This window comes from Segatella copri, assembly GCF_019249765.2.
Lineage (GTDB): Bacteria > Bacteroidota > Bacteroidia > Bacteroidales > Bacteroidaceae > Prevotella > Prevotella copri_K.
In genome coordinates this window covers 45675-67847 of record NZ_CP152485.1, presented here as the reverse complement: position 1 = coordinate 67847, position 22173 = coordinate 45675, and the positions used below count along the sequence as shown (strand labels likewise).

Sequence of the window (22173 nt, the reverse complement as noted above, 5' to 3'; positions counted from 1 at the left end):
TTTAACAGCGCAAATATACTTATTTTTTTCAACATCAAGCAAGTTTTTTATCAAAAATAATATCTTTTTAACGTAAAGTGTCCCCTATTTCATATCATTTGATAGGAATCAAGATAAAAGAGCATCAGGATAAGATGCTTTCAACATTATCACTGCGAAAACTCCCGATACGAAATAGCCCTCAATATAAATCATTATTGTTTCCAAACCCTACTCTCCTTCAAAGTAATTTTTAAACTTCACAATGGGAGTTATATTCGGTAAATAGTGTTTAAAAGCCATTTTAAACTGTTTTTCTATATCATCTTTACACGCCTTATCCAAATTATCAACAATATACAATGCAGCATCATGCATAGGCATAACAAGTTGATACCTGTTTGAATAAATGGAATTCTCTACATTTAGCAAAGCCTGTTTGAAAATCAAGGAGGAAGTACTTTGAATAAGATGGTTTACAACCCATTTGTTTTCACTAGTAGCATCCAACATTCTAGCATTTCCTAATGGAGAACTAACATAACCTTTTTGAGAATACTCTTTTATAATTTTATCTATTTCTGATTGCGGACAATACTTTTCAAAAAAATCCTTTGCACCATCAACAACTATACCTCCATAAACAAAACAATAAAAGTAAGTTTTGGCCATATCCTTATCTACTTTTGTCAAATTCATCAATTCTTCATAGATTGTACCCTTATTGTATAAATCTATAAGATTTTTATTTTTTGTAATTCCAGCCAAAATTCCAGCTTCAAATTGACTATAATCTATATAGATGTATTCCTTATCTGGATCCTTCAGAAATTTTCTGTATTCTCTTTTTAAATTCTGCAAAGCCGGTTCCCTCATCATTATCCTTCCTGTGGCAGAACCAAAACCTTTATATTGAGGTTGACATCTTCTGTTTTCAGAAAAAGATGACATATATATCAAAGACTCGAAGGCCTTCTCTGTTTTATTCAACTGAATATAAGTACTTAATTCTGGATGTTTTTTTGCCAATATTTTAAGTTTATAATGATCAATTGTCCACTGAGAAATATGATGATCAAGCATATATTGAGTAACGTCTGGTACAACCTGATTATACTCTATTTGAATTTTATTTTTCAGATGATACATCTCAGAAAAACAATTTTCACATTCATCCAAAATTGCCTCATGGTTTACATAGAATCCTCTGCGCTGAGCTCTAAATAATAATGAATTGACAGGAATTTCTATCTTCTCTATTCTCTCCCATTCACCATTTCCCTTATTTTTCATTTCACAGAAGCACTCCTTTAAAAGAAGTAATACCGCATCAATTTGATTCTCTTCTCCTTCCAAATCTTTATCTAGATAATACTTGATCATTTCCGCTTCGTTCCATTCCCATTTATGTATATCCACATAGTTTAAGGATTGTCTAATTTCCTTATCCAGACATTCAAAATCTAAGATCTTAGCCATACAGCCGTCATCAAGACAGCTTAACAATTCAGATACATGAGGAGTCACAAACAGACAGTTCGGATACAATCGGTTTTTCTTTATAGTCTCTATAGAATCACTTTCTTCAGCACTAATGGCATAAGCAACCTGTTCATATACTACTACGATATAAATTTTCATAAGCCAGAATAAAATTCAGGAAACAAACTACTACTACTTTTTAGATAAGTAGAACTAATACGATGAAAATAGATTAAGCCACTTTCTTTATGCTTATTCAAGAAAGAATGGCATACCTGTAAATCGCTAGGAAGTACAGCTTTTACCGCATCATCTATCGCCTCACTCTCAATAGCCCGACATGCAATCAACGCACATCGTTGCTGAACATAACCATGAATTTGCCCATTTCTCAATTTATGCAATAAGATTCTATTGTATTTAGGCTTGATTGTTGCCATATAAATCATAATAGCAGCAACTTCTATTCTTCTAGTTTCATCATTAGAATCAATCTGCTGGGCTGCATACTTTAGTAATTCTGGAGTCTGATATTTGAGATACGCCAATAACATCCACAGATTGTATGTTTGCCATTCATAAGTAAAATGTCCTTTCATCAGAGAAGCAGCTATCTTTTCCTTTATGTTACTGATATCTCTAGCCTTACTTAATGAAGCCAGTATTTGACACAACAATGGCGTTAAAGAAGGATCATTCTCTTGCATATCTACAAGTTCAAGCAGAGCATTAAGAAATCCCTCCCAACCTGTATATAGTTTAATTGGACAAGTACTAAGTATATGCAAACAGAATTTCAGCGATCTTTCTGCTCTATCAATGTCTTGCGCATTTCTATTAAACAATGCCTGATTCACCTCCTCCATTAGTTTAGCCATTGCGTTCATACGTCTTGCCTTTTGATGACTGCGCATTAGCACATAAATCATTTGCTTGGTGTGATCATAAGAATAAATGTTCTCCCTGAAACGAAAAGTTTTTTCCTGGTCATCTAAGCTTATGAATTCCACTTTTTGAGCATTTAGGGCCAAGCCGATAGAACGCAATTCTTTCTCCATAAGTTGTAGCAGATGCCTAGCTTCGTAAACATCAGCTGCAACGAAGTAGATATCATCCATAAACCTACAATAATTCAGAGCTCTTGATAGCATAAATTCATCAACATGGCTTACATAGAAAGTTGCCAACAACGAAGAAGCGTCACAGTTTTGCGGAATCCCCACCTTGTTTTCAGGCTCATCAATCTGCTGTAAGAACCCATTTAAAAAAACTACTGCTTTTTTTTCTTCATTTGAACTAGCTATCTCATATAATAACCTGATGAGAATTTCCTTGTTGATTGTATCATAATAATTGAGTAAATCAACTTTAACCAGGCAGCCTTTTCCTTCCTCAATCCAATCCTTGATAAGATAATTCATTTTTATCCACTGCTGGACCCCATTTACTATCAAGCCTGGAACATTCTCCTTATTATATCTAGCCGAAAAGACATAAGGGCTCAAGTTTCTATCTATAGCAGGACCTAGGATTTGCAGTAAAGAAGTGTAAACAAGGCGGTCTATGAATCTACCTATCATAGCCTTTCTTAAGATAAGTGTTTTTTTAGGCAAATAAGCTATTGGCATTTTTTCAGCCTTATAGTTTATTCGATTTTCTTCCTGACTTTGACAAAATGTGTACCTATAAAATAACATATCCTAATTTTCAGGCATTTAGCAAAAATAATCTCTGTAAATGGGTGACGCAACGACTATTTTTTGTATCTTTGCACCATGTTTGTACGTAAGAAGAAGCACCGCAGTGGGCATATCGGAGTGCTTGTGGTGGACAAGAGCAATGGCAAGTTCCGTGAAATCAAGAGTTTCGGTGTTGCGAAGACAGATGCCGAAGCGGATGCTCTGTGCCTAGAAGCGAACAAATGGATAAGAACTTATGGTGGACAGCAAGAGATTAACTTCACAGAACCAGACATCAAGCAAAACGAAGAGGAAGAGACAGAACGAGTACTGTCTAACATAGACTCCCTGCTTCTAAATGGACACCAAATTATCCTAAACCAAGTATATGACAGCATAGGTTTCAACCAAATTCAAGATTCCATACTTCGCCATTTGGTTATCGCTCGCATCTCTCAACCCATGAGCAAACACGCAACAGTAGATTACCTGAAGTCATACTTTGATGAAGATGTCGAGTTGTATAAGCTTTATCGCTACATGGACAAGTTGTACTATACCCAAAAAGAAGAGGTACAACGCATCAGTGTAGAGCACACCAAGCGCATACTCGGTGGACATGTAGGTCTGATGTTCTATGATGTGACCACACTGTATTTTGAGACCAGTAGAACAGATGTGCTGCGAGAGTCTGGTTTTTCAAAGGATGGCAAGACATCAGAGTCGCAGATAGTGCTAGGCCTCTTGGTCAGCCGTGATGGCTATCCTCTGTCGTATTGTATTTTCAATGGAAGCCAATACGAGGGATACACCATGCTACCTATCATAGATGATTTCATACAACGCTTCTTTCTGGACGATTTTGTAGTGGTGGCTGATGCAGGGCTCATGAGTAAGCGCAATGTAAAGTTACTGGAGGATGCAGGATACAAATATATAATAGGTGCTCGTATTCATACAGAGTCTGAGCAGATAAAAGAATGGATCTTGCAGCAAGACAAGATGCCTGGAAAATTTCACGAATACAGATATGGTGACAATGCAAGATTGATCCTCGGCTATTCCGAAGAACGAGCAAAGAAGGATGCACATAATCGTGATAAGGGAGTGGCAAGGCTCAAGAAGGCATATGCAAATGGAAAAATCACAAAAGCCTCCGTAAATAAGCGTGGCTATAATAAATTCTTGGAAATCAGCAAAGACATAGATGTAGTTATCAGCGAAGACAAAATCAAGGAAGATTCACAGTGGGATGGCTTGAAAGGTTATATAACCAATACTTCCATCACACCAAAGGAAGTTGTCGAACAATACCACGGTCTATGGGTCGTGGAACGAGCCTTTCGTGTAACCAAAGGGAACTTGGAGGCACGCCCCATCTTTCATTTCACAGAGAAAAGAATAGAGGCACATATCTGCATATGCTTCATTGCATACAAGGTGTATAAAGAACTGGAGCGTATCTTAAAAATTGCCAAGATAAACAAAAGTGTAGATTCAGTTTTGAAAATTGCTAAGACCATAGCTACTATCAGAATCAACATGCCGAATAATGGGAAGGTCAGGCAAGAAACATTGCTGCTGACTCCTGCCCAACACTCTATCAAGCCCTTGTTTGATGTTCAAAAGATACTAGACGGGGGCAAAAGTGACGATTCTGCCCCCGAAAAATAGAAAAATCCAAGATGGGTGACGCATAGTCAAAGTCAGGATTTTCTTGAATTGAGAAATATTCAAGAACAAATGCCTTATTACACATATCAGCATAATGCAAAGGATCGAAAAACCAATCATCTCTCAAATCATATCCAAGATTATCTATACCTCTGTAGAAATCAAATGAAACCCCATTAACCAGAACATCGCCTATATTGATGATTTCTCTATTATCTGAAATCTTTGAATATTTCGACTCATTCATTTCCAGCTGAAACCATTTACGTGCTTTCAGATCTAAGTTAACGATTCCCCAGTCTATTTTAGACACGCAAATCTCATTCAGCTCAAAGTTTTGTAGCCTATATGAAGCAATCACTCCAATCAGATATGGAGCAGATTTCAAGAATATTCCAGATCCAGAAATCGCACTAAAATGGGCTATGTCTTTAACAGCATCCTTTAATCTCAAGCAAAACTGCTCATTGTCTTTTACTTCAAAAGTCAGCTTAGTTCGCTCATCCCTCAATATTGTTGGAAAGGATACCGATTCACACAAAGATTCATTTTCTACATCCATAATATTCCGGACATATATTCTTTTAGCTTTAGGCATCCATTCCTTGTCAATCTTCAAGATGGCTAAATCCATTTTATCCGAGCAATACAATCTGTTTGCCAAAGAAGCTTGCTTCACTATAAGCTCTTCTAACTTAGACTCAAGTAAATACCTCTTTACGGTAATATCACTTAGCCTATTAATTGCAACAGTTGAATTACCCTCCTGGAATATATGTTTCGCCGTTATGATGTAATTGTAATCACAGGTAGGTGGAGTTACATAGATAAAACCAGATCCGCTTTGCATAGATCCAGCTACTAACAGAGATATACTACAAGAGCAGGGTAAACGCATCAAACTTTTTACCTTTTAACATATAGATATTAATGTTGTATCTTATTGAATATTAACTATTTATATTTGCTTGTACCAAAAATATTTTGTATCTTTGTAAAGAATAATTAAACACTTAAAAGTTACAAAATGAGCATAATTAAGTTATCTAAACAAATTCCAGACCCAAGAGTCACAGGACGAACTGTTCATAAAATGGAACATATTATCTATATTACCATAGCAGCAGTACTGGCTGGATGTCAAACATGGGATGATATTGCTGAGTTTGGAAGAACTAAGAAGGAGTTCTTCAAATCTCGTTTGGTAGGTTTGGAGCACATTCCAAGCCATGACACCTTCAATCGTTTCTTCTCTATATTTGACCCAAAGGGCTTTGAACAAATTTTTCGCGATTGGGTCAAGGAAATTGTTGGTGAGGTCAAAGGCATAGTAGCCATTGACGGCAAGTTAATGCGTGGCTCCAGCAAATGCGATTCAGAGCACACATTGGGCAAAGATGATTTTCGCATGTGGATTGTGTCGGCATGGTCTTCTGATAACAATATCTCTCTGGCTCAAGAGAAGGTGGGCGACAAGACTAACGAAATCACCGTTGTACCAAAGTTGCTTAGCGCAATAGACTTAAAAGACACCATTGTAACGATTGATGCCATGGGATGCCAAACCTCTATAACCAAGAAAATAAGAGAGGGAAACGGAGATTATATTATTGCATTGAAGAAAAATCAAAAGACAAGCTATGATTTTGCAAAGGATATCATAGCCGAATACACTGATCGTGACTATCAGGGTATAGTTTCAAAGCATACTTCCTTTGACAGAGGGCATGGCAGATTAGAAGAAAGGAAATGTATAGTGGTGAGTTATGGCAGCACTACTCAAAAAATGTTCAAGAACAAATTTGAAGGGCTAAAATCTATTGTTGGCATTCTGTCACGAAGAACTATCGTTTCAACAGGTGAAACTTCCGAGGAAAACAGGTACTACGTAACTTCCCTAGGAAATGAAAGGCCTGAGGGAATCGCCAATGCAATAAGAAAGCACTGGGGAATAGAGAATAATTTGCACTGGCAATTAGACTTTACCTTTAGAGAAGACGAAAGTAGAAAGGTGAAAAATGCAGCAAGGAACTTCTCTACTATTACTAAGATTGCTTTGTCCATCCTTAAAAAGGATAAAACGATCAAGGGAAGTCTCAACTTAAAAAGAATGAAAGCTGGCTGGGACGAAAATTACCTGTCAAAACTTTTGGAGGCGAACGCATTTTGATGCGTCCGCCCTGACTACAAGAGTTATAATTATAGTTCAAAGATTCGTTTACCATCACAGAAGAAATGATTATTTTGCATATCTTGTTCCGAAATATTCAGTTTTGGAAACAAGTCTGCATAGTAATTAAGATGAATTCGAATTTTTTCGGTCGCCTTTTTTCGCCCCCACTTGAAAATCTTCATTAAAGCCTTTTTATCAGGCAAATAATATCTATCCCCATTAGAGCAAATCACATAGTCAAAACAAACAACCTGCTCTAGAATATCCTTTGTTAAATTTCTGTAGCTGCCGTGATGAGGAAGCTTGATTAGCTCAAAACAATTAGAGTTTCCCTTTTCCAGATATTCTCCGAGAGCAGCAAACAATTTATCAGGAGTAGCATCACCCGTTAAAAGCACCTGTTTGTCTTTGCCGATATGTAGAACCAATATCATTGATTGAGCATTTACAGGAGATACATCCTTTACTTTGTCATCAACAAAAGGTTCCAGAACTTGAAATGTACTTTTCCAATCACAATAAACACTACTTAAGTTGGTATTTTCAGCGTTTATTTCAAATATTTCACCTCCATAAATCACTTCCAACCATCCATCATTTCCAATATTGAATTGCTTACCTGTTTGCACTTCGGAAATCCAATTTACATCATTTCGTATAAGCAATTTTCCCATTTTCAATGCCTGATTGGCTGATAACATATATGGATTTCCTTTAGCCCCTATTTTAGTTGCATTAAACCACACTTCGCCAATCATATTTTTTAGCGATACTGTTGAGGGTAACTACTCAGCACCCCTATGGGCATGAGTAATCGTCTTACTGTTGTACTACAGCAAGAATTGCATTGAATTTAGAATTTCCGTTCTTCATAGCAGTTTCAGCAATGGAGTGCAACTTGGCAAAATCATCGGCACCGCTGTCTGTTCGGAAGCAACCGCTGACTTTCTGCTTTATCTTGATTTTCCTAACTCCCCGCTCACTGGCATTGTTCTCGTAAGGCACACTTGGATTGGAGAGAAAGGTAAATAGGTAGTCTTTGACTTTAAGGATACCCCTCTTGAATTTCTCAAACTCGTTATCTAAATGCGTGAGGCTTTCACCCAAGAGGTTCTTCATCTTTGTCTTCAGTACCTTTATCTTTCTAGAGGTAATGTTGTCCTCTCTTCTGAGATTTATAGAGTGTTCTATCAGATGGATGAATCTCCGTGACCAGTTCTGGTTTGGATCCAGTTCGTTCAGATACTCTGCATTCCTAAGAAGATGAGCCAGGCAGACCTGATGGTCCTTAACATTCATCTTGAAGTAGCTCTGATGTCTGTCAGTCACAAGTGTCGAATAGGGAAGTCCCTTTGGAAACCTGGAATCTATGGCCTTCTGACCTCGCGATTCTGACTGGAACACGTATGTAAGCAGGTCGTTCTGGAATATCCAGTTCCAATGCAGATGCTTTCCTACCGTAGCACCAGTTTCATCGGCTCCTACGACAGACGCTGTTTCCAGCCTCTTGCGTATTTCCTCATATGCACAGTCTGCCTTGCCGCTATTCTCTTTGAGTATGTTCTGCACTGTACCCTCACTTATATTCTGGCCGGACAGGTCGGATATAAGTTCTGCAATCCTTTTGAACGGAATACACTGCACTACATTAAGGTATGTCACCAGTGCACGGAGGTTGTCACCATACTTGATACGACAGTTGGGAGCTTCGCAGTTGTTTACGCAACCGCATTCACAGACCTTCTCGTAATACTGTTCCTCGCAGGTCTCTACGACCACCTTGATATCAACAATTTGTGTCTTACGGATCTTCTGGCATGGTATATCAATCAAGAGCCGACCACAGCATTTACAATAGACTGGTTCGTGCTTTACAATTACGTCTGGTTCTGCTATAGTCTGCAGTGTGTGACCCTTGTGGCCAGGCTGTCCACCGCTCGGCTTTCCGCTTGGCTTGCGAAGAGACTTTGTCCTGCGCAGCTCACGGGAAGCGATACTTTCTTGGGATGGAGGGATACTGCTGTTACTGCTGTTTTTCTCGGGCTTTCCTGGTGTACTTGATGTATCGTCATCAGCTCCCTCGAGTTCCTTGATGCGCTCTTTAGCAACGGCAAGTTCTGCCTTTGTGGAAGCAAGTTCTGTCTTTAGATTATGTATCTCCACGTCCTTCTGGTTAATGACACGGTTGAGGCGTCCGATCTCCTCAGTCTTCTCGGAGTCGGACTTCTCAAGTTTGCGCAGACGCTGGTTTATCTGGCGCAAAACAACATCTATGTCAGTACAGTCGCTTGCCATTTTTTTGGTGCAAAGATAAGCATTTTTCTCCACATGGCAAAATCACGATTTACATCCATTAACGCAGACTTTTGACTTACGGGGAATGCAAAAACGCATCTCCTGGCAGATAATCTGTTGAAAGGCGATAATAGACAAAGGAGACATGTTGGAGGCATCATCGGAAAAGAACTCGTTAAATGAACTGTTTTAAACAGCCTACGTCCTCATCGACTCAATCATTAAAAAGTTTGTAATGATGAAGAAAATAAGCAAAATCAAGTTTATGCTTTATTAACGAGAAGTTTTCTATAGGGGTGCTGAGTAGTTACTGTTGAGGACAGTTTTGATAAGATTTTATAAATTCCCAATATATGGTCTTCATCGTAATGAGTAATTATTAGCAAATCGATGATTTCGTGATTAGCTACAATTTCCCCAACCAACGACTCCAACTCCTCACACTTTGGTCCACCATCGATTATAACATGGTGCCCATCGTGTTCTATGTGAATGCCATCGCCATTATAAGCTTGCAAAAAAGTAATAGTCATAAAAGTATTCATATAGTGTCCTTTGTCAAGAGGACGAAATAATTATTCTTCAGAATCTTATATATCGCCAATACTGCATCCCTACTATATTACAATCAGTAACACATATCAGTATTTTTGAATAAAGTTTTGATTTTCTAAAATTTAACGGCTTGAGAAACTTACCGTCAGTAAACCACTTCGAGCAAAGAACCCAACCATTTATATCATAATGCAAGATTTTTACCTTACGATAGTCCTTGGAATAAAAGACGATAGTTCTTCTTGTACTGGATGAGCCAGTCATAATCCACTGCTTCATCTTTGCAATACTTACGCAGGCTACGTCCCTTTCGGTTCTGGTTGTGGTCCTGCATGACCTTTTCAAAATATTCTTTGCTTTCCATTTTATGTGAATTTAAAACGGTTGCAAAGATAATATATTTCATTCAACCCACCTTACGCTGTATTGGTGGTTTACACTATAACCTGTATTCCCCAGGCGGTCCCATCCCGCATAACATGGCGAAGACCGCTTTGGTCCGCCAACCTTAGAGCGTAGCGGTTCCGAGCACCGGAGGGCGGTTACATCCCTTGCCCTTTTGGAAAGGGCGAGGGCTTGGGAGTGGGTTAAGGACCCTCCCGCAGGGGAGGGACAGGTGGGGCAAATATAGCACTGTAGGGCGGTTTCCCTCTTCTTCCCTGAGGGGAGAAGACCGAGATGAGAGGTGGAGCCTTCCTTAACGGTAAGGAAGGTTTCTGTCCCCTGTAAGGGGAACCGAAGGGGGCGTAAAGACTTTTAAGCCCATCAAGAATATCAAAAGAAATTAGTCATGACTATTAGGTTTTACCCTAAACATAGCCACAGTGTTTGAAAATTCTGCAACAATATCTAAAACATTCGGATTATCTTTTCGAATAATTAAAGCTGCAAAATTTTCAATTCCCTCCATATCTTCGATACTGACAGGCATCAAAATAAACTTATCTTTCATTTGATAAGAGGAAAACCAATATTCAAACAGACGGCTTCGCATATGCTGCTTACCATCCCCACTCTCACAAATATACAAGAGAGCTGCTTCGTTCATATTAAAGAAGTTCTCTATGATAAGCATCACTGTATCACGCATTTTCAAGTCTCGTGGAGAAGGTCTTTTAGTTACATTGATGATAGAAAAGACATATGATTCTGCATTTTCAATGATGTCATCATCATCAAAGCCAATAGCAAGTACCACACCAAAATCACTTTTAAAGCGATAAGTTCGAGACGTTTCATGCCAATAAACCTCATAAGGAGCAGAAGCATTAATTATATCCAAAGGAAGTGGTTTCATTACCAAACATTTATATATTTAGGATATACCCCCGTTCGTTCCTTATATTCCTCACAAAGGCTCTTAGTAATTTCAGCTACACGAGCCTTTTTACGCTCTTTTGCCGCCATAAATCTTTTCATAGCAGCTTCACGTTTTTCCCAAAATTCTTTATCTAATGTATCCATAATAGTTCTCCTTTTAAATTCTTTAATTGCAATCTGCCGCAAAAATACGCTTTTTCCTCGAAACCACCAAGAAAATCAAAAGAAATCTGCAACTCATCAGCGAATTACTACAAAACCAGCACTTCAATAATCCTATCCACCTTTAGCAAGGCGGTCCCATCCCGCACAATCTGGCGAGACCTTTGATGGTCCGCCAACCTTAGAGCGAAGCGGTTACGAGCACCGAGTAGGGCGGTTTCCCTCTTCTTCCCTGAGGGGAGAAGACCGAGATGAGAGGTGGAGCCCTCTTTAAGGGTAAAGAGGGACGGGTAGATTTTCGAAAAATCCTCCTTTTATCTAAAGATTTTGCAAATGAGCGCAATGAAAGTTTGCTTTCAAATTGCCGAGTGCAGCTAATCTTATCTAAAGGGAGCCAGAGGGTTTCGAAAGCGCATACCCTCCAATCACCCCATAACATACTAATGGTATGAGAAATGCAATCGCCATACTCCCCGTAGTATCCGCTATATACCCCATGATTACAGGAGCAACCGCTCCACCCACTATCGTCATGATAAGCAATGAAGAGGCAAGTTTGGTCTTTGTACCCGCATCCCTCAGTGCCAGCGAGAAGATAGTCGGAAACATGATGCTCTCTCCCAGATACAGGGCGAAAAACGCAATGAGAGATAAGGTACCGCTACATACCACCACAATCAATGTGGCAACAAAGGTGAGGATGGCACAGACCAGCAGCGCCAGCCTTGGCTGGACATAATTCATGATGACACCACCAGCCAACCTGCCGATAAAGAACAGCCCCATTCCGCCAAAAGCGAGATACAGACTGGCAGTCTGCTTCTCTATATGAATACTCTCCTCTGCATAGTTGATGAAGAAACTGTTCACACCCGTCTGGGCAGCCACATAAAGAAACAAGGTCAGCATACCGAAACTGAATGCCATCACGCGCATCGGCTTCTCCTCCACCTTCTCGTTCGTATCCGCCTCATGCGCTCTCCTTGGGTCAGGCAACTTGATTCTTGACAGGACCAGCGCCACAGCAAGCACGAAGATACCCACCAGGGCATAAGGGATGGCGATGTTGACACCCGAGAACAGAAGCAGTCCGCCAACCAGCGGTCCTACAATCCATCCGATACCATTGAGCGACTGCGACAGGTTGATTCTGCTCTCCGCCTTGTCAGGATGTCCCAGTACCGTAGTATAAGGATTCGCACTCGTTTCCAGACAGGTCAGTCCGCATCCTATCACAAACAGCGACAGAACAAAGAAGTAGAAACTGTTGATCCTGCTTCCCGGTATGAACATCAGGGCACCGATACCGAAGAGAACCAGTCCTGTTATCACACCCCTCCTGTAGCCCCACTTCCGGATAATCCATCCGGCAGGCAGTGCCATCAGAAAGTAGGCACCATAAACGGTTGTCTGCGTCAGGGCCGACATCGTCTTGCTGATATGAAACGACTCCTGGAAATGCGGATTCAGCACTTCGAGGATGCCATGGGCAAAGCCCCACATGAAGAAGAGGCTGCTGATGATGAGGAAGGGCACCAGATAGTTATGCCCTTCGTATCTGAAGATGGATGGCTTCGTCATGATTCTCAGCAAATTTAAGACTGTCCTTTACTACCAGTGCCAGATAACCGCCGCCACCGGCTCCCGGCATCTTCCATGCCAGAACCTCCTCCATGTTGCTATAGCGGTCAATCATCGGCTGCACACTCGCCTCCGGTTCTATCATACCATTGATAGACGGATTCACCATACCCGGGAACATCGCAATCTGGGCTTCGAAAGATGCCCTGTATGCTGCAGCAAAGGCATCGAGGTCGTGCGCCAGAATCGCCTTCCAGCAGACATCAGCCGCATCAGCCAGCGCCTTCACCTTCTCAGGCGTGATATCCTTACCTTCCACCACACTGCATCCCGGTTTTCTCGGTTCCATCGGAATCATCACCAGATGGTCTTCCAGAAAACGGAGAGTCATCTCATCCTGCGTACTCTCAATCTTCTCCGGCCAGAAATTGTTGTCATAATAATGACGCACCAGACCGGGCACACAGATACCGATAGAATCCTGGGCACCCGAGATGATACCATCATGACGCTCCGGATAGTTCTCAAAGCAGAATACCAGTCGGGCGAGCATTTCCGGATCCATCACCATACTGTGATGCCTGCTGGAAAAACTCCACATGACCAGAATGTAGCAGGTCATAGCAACCGCTTACAAAAACTTTTTTCTTCATTATGATTTTCATTGATAATCGAAGTGCAGACAATCATCCTCATCTAGCTGATTACCTATCTGCATCTCGATAAACATAAACAAAGTTATGTAAATTGATTATTTAAATTTTATTTTTTATATTTTTAGCCTCCAGAAGAAGTGCCAAGTACGGAACAAAGGTTCACAAAGAGCTTCAGCAGGAAAAAACTTCACTAGCCTCATATCCCTATACACCCTTTGGAAATTATGTCCAAGCTGTGACCTTCCAAACCGATTCCGGGCATCATGCTTTCCGAAGTTCCCAGCTTCCAGCACCTCATTCAGCACAAACTTACCATACTTCTCATTCGGAGGAACAATAAGCCGAGAGGCAGGCATGCCGAACACCTCCTGCATGATATACATGATACCCTCGGCAAACTTCCACAACCCCAACTCCTTCAATTCCTTCTGCACCACATCTAAAGCAGTAGAGGCAGAAGAAGTAACAGCAGTAGTTGAACCAGCAGAATTATCTCCCTCTATAGTAAGGCGGTCCCATCCCGCACAATCTGGCGAGACCTTTGATGGTCCGCCAACCTTAGAGCGTAGCGGTTCCGAGCGACGAGAAGGAGCGGTTACATCCCCTGTCCCCTGAGGGGAAAGGGGCTTGGGGAAAGCGGTGGAGCCTCCCTTAAGGGTAAGGGAGGACGGGTGGGTTTTCGAAAAATTTTGATAGACTTTATAAAAGTCGCAAAGAACATAGTAGTAATCAAGAAGCTGCCTTAACCCAATCCCCTCATTCATCAGATGAGCATAGATATGAGTCAACTGGAAGATGAGATTGAATTCCGCTGTCGGAATCGCAACCTCCCCTTGCTCTCCCAACATTACCCGATGCGAGAACTGCTCCTCCTTCACCCTCTCATAATATTTCTGAAGCTTTCTGTTATGCCAGAAGCACAGCAGGAAGCTAGGCCGATAATGCACTTCCACCTCCACACCCTTATACGATGGGAACTCGATGTGGTGATAGCACGCCTTTTCATGAGGCGAGATAGAGCTGACAAATGAGATAACCCGTTTATCTCCCCCTTCCACCCAGATATCAATATCGCCAGGAGTCCGGGAATAAGGATTCGGATACATCAAGGCATTCCCCTGCCCTTTTAGGATGCAGGTTCTGAATCCCTTTTTCCGGAACCACTCAGAAACATGAATGGCAGCATCGTTCAGCCGAACATTCGCTTTTTCCAACATTTGGCTTTCCGCCATCCATTGGAGCAGCAACTCCTTCTTCATCCCTACATGTTCCGCAGGCAACTTCTTAATACCATCAAAGAGAACACCCACCAGGCATTGCTTCTTGGCGATAGCATATAGCTCCTTCCAATCCACCTCCTTCAAGGAAGAAGGAATCTCTGACTTTGGGCCGATGCTGAACCTTAGGAAATCAAAGAATATCTGATGTTGCTTTGATACTATCATCATTCCTTCAACCCTTGATACACTCCTCCTACTTCATTAGCAATCCGGTCCCAATCATACTTGCTCATGTCGTAATCCACATGCTGCAATGGAGCCTCGATAATCTTTCCGAGCTTTTCCGAAAGTTCATCCACGTTACCACAATGGAAGTAATCATCCTTAGGCAAGCCAACCTCCAGATTCGCAGGAATATCGCTCACAACTACCTTTACACCATAGCTCATCGCCTCCAACAGGGCTATCGGCAAACCTTCGTGCGAAGATGGAAGACAATAGCAACGGCAATTCGTCAACAGCGAATGAAGCTTTCTGCCTTTGATAAAGCCAGTAAGCACCACACCATTCTCCCTCGCCATCTGCTTCAATCCCAACGAATACTCATCTTCGAAGTCTGTATCGCCAGCTAACACTAACTTTATATCCGTGGAATCCGTGAGATCCGTGTGCGACTTTTTCCACTTTACAAACGCTTCCACCAGATGATGCAGGTTCTTTTCAGGCACAAATCTGCACATGCCCAGGATATACTTGCCTTTCTCTATCCCCAATTCCTTGAAATATTCAGGATAGTCACAGATTTCAGGCTCAGATACACCATTATATATAAGGTGAACATTCTTGGTCCTTCCATATTTACGGGCAATGAGGTTCTTGATGACGTTCGAGATGACGATGACATCATCGGCAAACATGCAGCCCATCCGCTCACCCATCTTCAGGATTGTCTTGGCAGCAAATCCCCACTTTTCCCTGTCATAGTCAGGACCATGATGCGTAAACACCACCTTCATGCCCAGCAATTTGGCGTATGGCACCAGCAAGGCAGGACCGATGGCATGGATATGCAATACATCAGCACCCAACTTCTTCGCCTCATTGATGGCACGGAAAGTATGGATGATGGCCTCGAAACTCTTCTTCTTAGGAGAAGGAATCGTTACCAGTTTCACTCCTTTCCATTCATGCAAGTCATCCTTCACATAGTTCGAGCGACGGATCAGCGTTACATCATACCCACGCTCCACCATTCTAGGGAACAATTCCTCACAATGCGTCTCTACGCCACCCATGATATTCGGGATACCACGAGTACCTGTTACAACTATTTTCATAAAAACTAGAGATTTCTAAAATAAAAGTATTACCTTTGCAGGCATGAATAAGAATTCAAACTATATCAAAGAAGCCATACAGTACTTCGGCATCATCTTGGTGTCGATGCTCTCCGCACTGTGGCTTCTTATCAATCATAAGAGAATCAAGTGATTACTTGATTTCGATATTTCTATCTGTTTCCTTCTTGGTAGCCTCATAACCCTGGCTAGCCACGTCAGCGTTCACGATGTCCTCGCCACGCTTGCCCTTCAAAGCCTCCTTTGAATCGGCAGAAAGACCATTGTTCACCACGGCATTCATATCGCAGGTAGAAAGCTTGTCAAGCTGTTCCTTGGTCACTTTACCATCACGATACTCGCAGCAGATAGGGTTCTCATACATAGAGTACTTCATACCGAGCAGGCTCTTCAGCTTGTGCTTAGCCACCCACAGGGCAGGAGTCTTGATGTACTTGTGCATGGCAGGAGAAACAGAACCGATCATCCAGCAGTTTCTGTCACAATGTCTTACCTTCTTACGAACCTGCTCAGCCTCTGGAGAACTCCAAAGCTCATCCCAGCTCTGACGGTTCAGGTTACCCATCACCTCCTTATCCTTGGTACCATTACATGGCATCACATCACCGTATGGGTCGATGAAGAAGGTATCGAAACTCATATCGCAAGGCAAGAGACGCTTCTGACCATAGATATAGTTGATGAGTCCATGGTTGAAGTAAGCACGGAACCATTTCTTTGGAGAGTTAGACTTCAACAGTTCGTTCACCAGGTTCTCGAAGTTCTTAGCCACCATCGGACGGTCGTGAATGATGTTCTTAGCCTCTACGAAGTAGAAAGAGTTATGGAGCGATGCGGTAGCGAACTCCATACCCATCTTGTTGCTCAACTCATAGAGAGGCACGAGGTCAGGAGCATTCTTGTCCTGAACAGTCATACCGAAGCCCACATCCTTCAATCCCATCTCACAGAGCTTCTTCAAGGTAGTATAGCCACGGTTGAAACCATTGTTCAAGCCACGGATTTCATTGTTGGTCTTCTCCAAGCCCTCGATAGAGATACGGATACCAATCTGAGGAAACTCCTTCGCCAGGTCGATGATACGGTCGGTGAAGAAGCCATTGGTAGAGATCACGATACGGTCGCTCTTCTTATAAAGCTCACGTACGATGTCCTTCAAATCCGTACGGATAAAAGGCTCACCACCCGTGATGTTGGTAAAGTACATCTTAGGCAGTTTCTTGATAGTCTCTATAGAGATTTCCTCCTCAGGCTTAGAAGGAGCCTTGTAACGATTACACATTGAACAACGTGCATTGCAACGATAAGTTACAATGACAGTACCATTTAATTTCTTTTCTGACATAATATATTTATTTATAATATTCCATTAATTTATGATAATAAGCCTCGGAAGAATATCTTTCGATGGCATCTTTTGCGATGGCTTGATAATCAAAGTCATGCGCAAACATTCTTTTTATTTTGTTCTTCAAATCCTCCACATCAGCAGATTTGAATGTCATACCTGTTACCCCTGCTTCTATCAGTTCCGGAATGCCTCCGATATTCGCACCCAACACAGGTGTACCCAGACTCTGTGATTCAATCACGGTAAGAGGATTGTTCTCGCTCCATTCTGCAGGAAGCACCATCATTCGAGCCTTCTGGAGGATAGGCATGAACTCCTCCCATTGCATCTGCCCCTTGAACTCGATATGAGAACAGTTCTTATAAGTTTCCTTAAGTTCCGGAAGCAGCTCACCATCACCTATTACGATCAATTTCTTGTCGAGCTGAGCAGCCGCCTTACACAAGGTTCTCACACCCTTCACCTCATTCACTCGTCCCAGATAGACATAGTAGTCTTCCTTTACCTGAGTCTTTGAAGAAAGCTCCGGAAGTTTAGTCACATCGATGAAGTTGCAGAGCACTCTGAACTTCGATGGAGAATAACCACCCTTTACGCAGGTATCCATCATAAACTTCGATGGAGGAAGGAACCAGTTCACATACTTCTGCAGCACCTCCTTGTTCCATTTCTTAGCTTCCAGATACCCCACGATAGCCCCAGGGAAACTTCCTGGCATACAGCGATGCTTCACCACTGCCAGCTTATCCGTAAAGCACTCCTCGCACCACTTGCCATTTCTCATGCAAGTATAGCAAGGACAAACGAGTTTGGTATCATGCAATGTCCAAACAACCTTTGCCCCGTATTCATGCGCCACCTTGGCTATCAGCGGAGAAAGTTGTGTATGGATATTGTTCAGATGCACTACATCAGGCTTGAAGTCATTCAGCAGTTGCGAGAACTTGCTCTTCACTTCCCCATCACCAAACGGACGGGTAAAAGCCATCAATTTGCTCATATTCCTTGGAAAGTATTTCTTCCAAGGCGTATCCAGATTCTCCGGATAGTCCATGGCAAATACCGCCACCTCATGCCCATGCGCCTTCAGCAACTGCTCCAGGTTGAGCATATAAATACAATCACCGCCTCGGCGGTAATAAAACTTATTTGCTAATAAAATCTTCATAAAAATGTATTTGTAAAGTACAAACGCTTAACTACTCTTCTATCACAACATTAATGACACCATCATACACCTTATTGATATAAATAATAAGGAGCTTCCAGCTTCATTTCATCATAATCTACCACTGACCATCCATTTTCATCATATTCCAAAGAGATTTTAAACTCACCATCAAGGGTAATATCATTTTTTATCTCTTCTTCAGAATCAAGATAGGCTATGACAGATATAGAGAAATTGCCCGATACGACCAACGATCCTTCATATTCTACAACATCAAGGATTTCACAGTTTTCTACATTTAAAAATTCCAAATGATGACCTAATTCGTCAAATTCATCAGCCCCATTGGTGTGATAATAATCATCTATAAAATTATCAACATAACCTAAGTTCCCTACTATCAAGATATCTCGATCATTAACAGCCTCATTAGATCTAATACTGAGATTTCTAAAAGGTATTCGTAATGTGTTTTTTATTACATTACGTAAACTTTGTCGAATATATGCAGTTTCATCCAATAAATCAATAACACTGCCATTTTCAAATCTCATATCATCTATAATCCATATTTTCTTATTAGAACTTTGCCACAAATCAGATTGTTCTAAAAACAACCTGACTGTATGAACTTCATTTCCTGGCACATAACTTACCTGGTCCTTGAAAGGTTCAAGTTCTTTCTGTATAAATGTCAACGAAGAAGCAAAATCTGGGCTATCACAAACCTTTGCCACTTCATCAAATATCCAAACACCTTCTATGTTCTTATTTCTACAATTATCTTCCTTGTCAAAGAACATTTCATATAAAAAGCCATCAAAGAACGGATTTTCATTTCCAATATTGAGTAAAGCGAGTTTAGTGATATTGATATATTTGGCTGCAAACACACTTTTACTGGCATGAAGCATATATCGTCCCATTACAAACAATTCTTCCTTTTTAAAGTCTTTTTTATGGGCAACCAACATACTCATTGCATGGTCTATATTTTTCTCAACACTACTATTTATATCCTGTACGAAACTACTTTTTAGAGCATCTGTTAATGCTATTGTTGTTGGAGAAAAAGCCATAAAACTATAAGTATTTCCATAATGCCTATTCAATTGACCATGATTGAAACAGAAATCATCTAACAAACATGAGTAATCCCAAGAATATTGTCTACGGCCAGAAGCAAACATGTCCTTTCTTATTTGCTTAAACAAATCTTCAACCTTTAGATTTTCGGTCATGATATGATTCAGTAAAGCACCCGTAAATGGGCTGTGCCCACCAACCTTACCATCAGAAGCAGTACATCCAGCAGTCGTAGAGTAAGCTATGAATGTTTGATGAGGCACCTTAAAACCCGTTTCTTGCTTAGCAACAGCTCCTCTCGTTTCATTACGACAAGCATCAAGTATAAGAATGTTCATCTGGTCTCCAGCCGCATTCATCCGTTGCATAATATCATTGACGACAAGGCAATGCCCAAGCAATACCGTTTCACCTTTTGCACTTCTTTGAGCATTCTTCAAAACCAAACCATCTTTCAAGTTGGGACGTTCTCCATGACCTGCAAAATAGAATATAGCAACATCTGGTCTATCATCCATAATTTTGTTGGTAAACTCATCTAAACGCTCCCTTACGACATCATCCTCTTCATCATAGCTCTCCTGAACTTCAATCTTCAAATGAGATAAAACTTCCGCTACTGCTTTAGCATCACCAACTGCGCAATTCAACACATGGAAGAACTCTGGATGAGAATAATGATCTATACCTATCACTAATGCAATTACTTTCATAGCTTATAATTAGTTTGCAATGGTTATAGTCCCATTATCTATATATTTTTTTCGAGATGCTGACGAATACGTCCCAGTAACACGCACAACAAGTCCGTTTTCAAAAGCCTGACTCACGACATGATAACTTTCTGCATATTTAAGCCTAACTATTATATGTTGCTTATCATTATCATCTCCTAAGGTCAACAAGGTTATAGTAAATACATCCCTATCTTCAGGATTTGCATCACCTGACATATTTATAATCTTCCCAAAAATCGTCTTCATTACATTTTGTGGCTCATGAGGACGGTATCTATCTGCTACATCTATAATTTTTTGATTGACAACATGACTTACCTGAATATTGGTTACAGCATCATCAGGAGAAGGAACATTTTTACTTCTAACAATATTAATGTCAAAATGCGCTAGTTCATTAACAGATATGATGTTTGCTATTGTGTCTAAGAAATTAACGCTAAGATTTCCTTCTCCAACAGCATCATCCAATTCACTACTTCCTTCAGCAACACTTCGATTTATAACGGAAAGAGACTCCATCATTTTAAGATTAACCTTTCGATATAAAGGCAAATCCTCGACATCATTATCAAACAAATTGTATTGATATTCACCCAATGGGCAAATAACATTGATTATATAACTTCCAAACTCTGTTTGTCCAAAAGAGCAATTGGATAGTTCTTCTGTAACATTTTTAGTTAACAACTTTGAATGAAACACTTTTGGATTTATTGTATCCTGCAAAGCAGCTGCCAAGCTATTTTTGATACTTCCTATATAACTTATCATTGAATCAAAAGGAATTTGCCCAAGTTCTGTTTGGTTATCTATGATACGCCATTTCAATATATCAGCAGAAGGATTGAGTAATTCACTCAGCAATGTGAGAACAGATATCTTATTATATTCAGCAATATCAGAAATTGCCCTATTCAATAATGACAAATAATCACTATAGCTTGAATCAAAGGGAATCAACACAACTTGCGTATCATCATCTGAAACAAACTGTTTTGCCGTTCCACCAAATAAAGTACACAATTCCCTCCAACCATGAATCTGTAGATATCTACAAATCTTTACAGGAACCAATTTTTGCAATGCAGATAAATACTTAATCATAATTCTTGTTGTTTAGAGATTTTTACCATTATTTCTTTTAGCGCATCAGGTGAAAGTACATTTCGTCCAGGAATTACTATGCGTTTGCTTGTTCTGTTTTCCGTTGGCTCATCTCCTTCCAAACATACCCAATAAGCACATTTCGTCAACTTCAAATAGTTAGCATTATGTTCTATCCACAAATTTTCATCCTGGTACATAACTAACAAGATTAAAATATAAGGAATAGTTCTGTCTGTTCTTACTAGATAATTGTAATTTCGGGCAGGAATATCATACTGTACATCACCATTTTCCAATATATGTACACCAGCAAAAGATGCTTTCAGCTGAACAGCAACTAATGGGGAATACATTACACATTCACCATCATTTATAGGAAAACCATTACACGATATCTGGCAATCCACACAGTCATTATCGTGTCTGGCATTCCATATGTCATAGCCATTTTTTGCACAAATAGCTTGAAGATAAGCAATACTCATATCTTCCATTCTATGTTGTAAAGGATTTGGCATAACAATTTGTTATATTACAAAAAAATGTTTATCAACTTATAATAAGAAGAATGAGCAATTAATGCC

At 40.5% G+C, this 22173-nt stretch carries 21 protein-coding genes; 2 read left to right on the top strand and 19 right to left on the bottom strand.

Features of this window, described 5'->3' with window-relative positions:
- Positions 1-210: 210 nt before the first annotated feature.
- Together KUA46_RS16565 and KUA46_RS16560 are read right to left on the bottom strand one after the other, a co-directional pair.
- The gene (locus KUA46_RS16565) at positions 211-1620 is read right to left on the bottom strand and encodes a DNA polymerase (RefSeq protein ID WP_218487429.1); all 1410 of its coding nucleotides are present in this window, start codon (positions 1618-1620) and stop codon (positions 211-213) included.
- Positions 1617-3041 (bottom strand): RNA-directed DNA polymerase, encoded by a 1425-nt coding sequence (locus KUA46_RS16560; RefSeq protein ID WP_218487430.1) that lies wholly within the window; start codon positions 3039-3041, stop codon positions 1617-1619. The genes KUA46_RS16565 and KUA46_RS16560 overlap by 4 nt, the downstream gene beginning before the upstream one ends.
- Positions 3042-3236: 195 nt before the next feature.
- On the opposite strand from KUA46_RS16560, the gene KUA46_RS16555 reads away from it, so the two are divergent.
- The gene (locus KUA46_RS16555) at positions 3237-4814 is read left to right on the top strand and encodes an IS1634 family transposase (protein ID WP_218487981.1); all 1578 of its coding nucleotides are present in this window, start codon (positions 3237-3239) and stop codon (positions 4812-4814) included.
- Here KUA46_RS16555 and KUA46_RS16550 read toward each other — a convergent pair.
- Positions 4744-5664: a hypothetical protein gene (locus KUA46_RS16550; protein ID WP_218487989.1), complete on the bottom strand. Its 921-nt coding sequence runs from the start codon at positions 5662-5664 to the stop codon at positions 4744-4746. The two genes, KUA46_RS16555 and KUA46_RS16550, sit on opposite strands and share 71 nt — an antisense overlap.
- Positions 5665-5841: 177 nt before the next feature.
- Between KUA46_RS16550 and KUA46_RS16545 the strand changes: the two genes are divergently transcribed.
- The gene (locus KUA46_RS16545) at positions 5842-6984 is read left to right on the top strand and encodes an ISAs1 family transposase (protein ID WP_211421283.1); all 1143 of its coding nucleotides are present in this window, start codon (positions 5842-5844) and stop codon (positions 6982-6984) included.
- Positions 6985-7013: 29 nt separating this feature from the next.
- Here the strand turns inward: KUA46_RS16545 and KUA46_RS16540 are convergent, their stop codons facing one another.
- The 16 genes from KUA46_RS16540 to KUA46_RS16465 form a co-directional block, all read right to left on the bottom strand.
- On the bottom strand, positions 7014-7745 hold the full coding sequence (locus KUA46_RS16540; RefSeq protein WP_218487991.1) for a hypothetical protein: 732 nt from the start codon (positions 7743-7745) through the stop codon (positions 7014-7016).
- 61 nt (positions 7746-7806) lie between these two features.
- Entirely contained in the window at positions 7807-9282 is a 1476-nt protein-coding gene (gene tnpC / locus KUA46_RS16535; RefSeq protein ID WP_434725783.1) for an IS66 family transposase, read from the bottom strand.
- Between the two features lie 263 nt (positions 9283-9545).
- Positions 9546-9827: a hypothetical protein gene (locus tag KUA46_RS16530; protein WP_218487680.1), complete on the bottom strand. Its 282-nt coding sequence runs from the start codon at positions 9825-9827 to the stop codon at positions 9546-9548.
- 37 nt (positions 9828-9864) lie between these two features.
- On the bottom strand, positions 9865-10101 hold the full coding sequence (gene tnpB, locus KUA46_RS16525; protein ID WP_420493284.1) for an IS66 family insertion sequence element accessory protein TnpB: 237 nt from the start codon (positions 10099-10101) through the stop codon (positions 9865-9867).
- A complete protein-coding gene (locus KUA46_RS16520) occupies positions 10043-10201 on the bottom strand; it encodes a hypothetical protein (protein ID WP_218487706.1) in 159 nt (52 codons plus the stop codon). Before KUA46_RS16520 ends, tnpB begins: the two co-directional genes overlap by 59 nt.
- 420 nt (positions 10202-10621) lie before the next feature.
- Entirely contained in the window at positions 10622-11134 is a 513-nt protein-coding gene (locus KUA46_RS16515) for a DUF6169 family protein (RefSeq protein ID WP_153084381.1), read from the bottom strand.
- Entirely contained in the window at positions 11134-11301 is a 168-nt protein-coding gene (locus KUA46_RS16510) for a hypothetical protein (RefSeq protein WP_167529954.1), read from the bottom strand. The genes KUA46_RS16515 and KUA46_RS16510 overlap by 1 nt, the downstream gene beginning before the upstream one ends.
- A gap of 402 nt (positions 11302-11703) precedes the next feature.
- Positions 11704-12900 (bottom strand): sugar MFS transporter, encoded by a 1197-nt coding sequence (locus KUA46_RS16505; RefSeq protein WP_218487682.1) that lies wholly within the window; start codon positions 12898-12900, stop codon positions 11704-11706.
- Positions 12863-13522: a hypothetical protein gene (locus KUA46_RS16500; RefSeq protein WP_218487683.1), complete on the bottom strand. Its 660-nt coding sequence runs from the start codon at positions 13520-13522 to the stop codon at positions 12863-12865. The genes KUA46_RS16505 and KUA46_RS16500 overlap by 38 nt, the downstream gene beginning before the upstream one ends.
- A 147-nt stretch (positions 13523-13669) precedes the next feature.
- Positions 13670-15004: a nucleotidyltransferase domain-containing protein gene (locus KUA46_RS16495; protein ID WP_218487684.1), complete on the bottom strand. Its 1335-nt coding sequence runs from the start codon at positions 15002-15004 to the stop codon at positions 13670-13672.
- Positions 15001-16113: a glycosyltransferase family 4 protein gene (locus KUA46_RS16490; protein ID WP_218487685.1), complete on the bottom strand. Its 1113-nt coding sequence runs from the start codon at positions 16111-16113 to the stop codon at positions 15001-15003. Before KUA46_RS16490 ends, KUA46_RS16495 begins: the two co-directional genes overlap by 4 nt.
- A gap of 154 nt (positions 16114-16267) precedes the next feature.
- The gene (locus KUA46_RS16485) at positions 16268-17479 is read right to left on the bottom strand and encodes a radical SAM protein (protein WP_217761713.1); all 1212 of its coding nucleotides are present in this window, start codon (positions 17477-17479) and stop codon (positions 16268-16270) included.
- 7 nt (positions 17480-17486) lie between these two features.
- Complete coding sequence (locus KUA46_RS16480) at positions 17487-18653, bottom strand: glycosyltransferase (RefSeq protein ID WP_218487686.1); 1167 nt, start codon at positions 18651-18653, stop codon at positions 17487-17489.
- Positions 18654-18724: 71 nt separating this feature from the next.
- Positions 18725-20455 (bottom strand): caspase family protein, encoded by a 1731-nt coding sequence (locus KUA46_RS16475; protein ID WP_218487687.1) that lies wholly within the window; start codon positions 20453-20455, stop codon positions 18725-18727.
- A gap of 9 nt (positions 20456-20464) precedes the next feature.
- Entirely contained in the window at positions 20465-21586 is a 1122-nt protein-coding gene (locus tag KUA46_RS16470) for a hypothetical protein (protein WP_218487688.1), read from the bottom strand.
- Positions 21583-22107, bottom strand: a complete 525-nt coding sequence (locus KUA46_RS16465) for a DUF4365 domain-containing protein (RefSeq protein WP_218487689.1) — start codon at positions 22105-22107, stop codon at positions 21583-21585. The genes KUA46_RS16470 and KUA46_RS16465 overlap by 4 nt, the downstream gene beginning before the upstream one ends.
- Between the last annotated feature and the right edge of the window lie 66 nt (positions 22108-22173).